General features: G+C 41.6%; 2 protein-coding genes. Both read right to left on the minus strand.

What is annotated here, in order from left to right:
• Positions 1-36: 36 nt before the first annotated feature.
• Entirely contained in the window at positions 37-933 is an 897-nt protein-coding gene (locus A3O17_RS06310) for an IS3 family transposase (RefSeq protein WP_081255649.1), read from the minus strand.
• A partial coding sequence (locus A3O17_RS06315; RefSeq protein ID WP_225354718.1) for a helix-turn-helix domain-containing protein occupies positions 933-1,263 on the minus strand: 331 nt, incomplete at its 5' end. The genes A3O17_RS06310 and A3O17_RS06315, both read right to left, overlap by 1 nt.

Genomic DNA, 1,263 nt, shown 5'->3' on the forward strand with positions numbered 1-1,263 from the left:
TGAAGTGCAAGACAAAAGTTAGACAAGATTAAATTATTAAGCTACCAAGGCGTGATTTCGGTATTCAACCGGAGTCATGCCTTTTGTTTTTAAAGTCGTTCTAACATTATTAAAATATTGAATATAATTTTGAGAAAGTTTCCTTAATTCTGTAATATCTTTACACGGTGGAAAGCCGGCCAGTAATTCCGTTTTGTACAGGTGAAAGAAACTTTCTACCGGAGCGTTATCCAAGCAGTTTCCCTTGCGGGACATACTTTGAACAAAGTGATAATCCGCTAGTTTTTGGGTATAGTAAGCTAACTGATAATGCCAGCCCTGGTCGGAATGAATGATAGGCTGGGCACCATCAGGTAAGTTATCAGTTAATTCTTCAAGGGTGCGCATAATTAATTCTTTATTGGGGCTAGTACTAAGCTGGAAAGCCAGGATCTCTTGGCTGGCTTCATCAATCATCACTGAAATATAAGCCCATTGATGGTTAGCCAACCGGACTTGCGTAACATCCGTATGAATAACTTGGTAAGGTTGGTGCGCATTAAATTTTTGGTTCAATTTATTAGCCGCAATCTTGCCTACCGTGCCATGATAGGACGAATATTTGCCGTTACGGTGACGGTTATATAGACTGACTTGAACGTTCAATTCACTCATTAGTTTGCGAATTGTATCGCCAGACAAATGTAATTCCATTTTATCTAATTCAGCTTGAATTCGGCGATAGCCCGCAGTCCAACGCCCTCGGACCTTAAAACGTTGTGCGATTTGAAGAATCATTTTCTTCGCTTTTGCATATTTATCATGAGGATTGGCAATCCGTTTACGCTCATCGTGATAAGTTGCCTTGGGAAGCATAATAGTCTTGAGCAGATCGCCAATCTTATAGCGTTGTTTCTTAGGCAGTGATGCTTGATCGTCCCTGATCTGATCCACTATTTGCGTTTTCTTCCGGGCCTTAAGGGTCCGAACAGGGACAGCGATTTTTTTAAGATGTCGCGTTCCATTTTGGTTTCATAAAGTTCCTGATTTTTCTTCGCTAATTCTTCTTTTAAGCGGTCAAGCTCACTTTGATGTGCGAGCTGCCGCCGTTGTTTTTTAGGGTGATTCACTTTAGGTGGCCTACCTTTCGGCTGAGGATTCAAGGCCGTAATTCCTTCCCGTTCAAATATTGAACGCCAAATAGAGACCTGCGACGGTAAAATGTCAAAGCGGGCCGCTACTTCAGCCATTGAATCCTCGTGAGTTTGGTAATAGTTTATCACA

Origin of the sequence: Ligilactobacillus aviarius, from assembly GCF_001654615.1 — a bacterium.
GTDB classification, from domain to species: Bacteria; Bacillota; Bacilli; order Lactobacillales; family Lactobacillaceae; genus Ligilactobacillus; species Ligilactobacillus aviarius_B.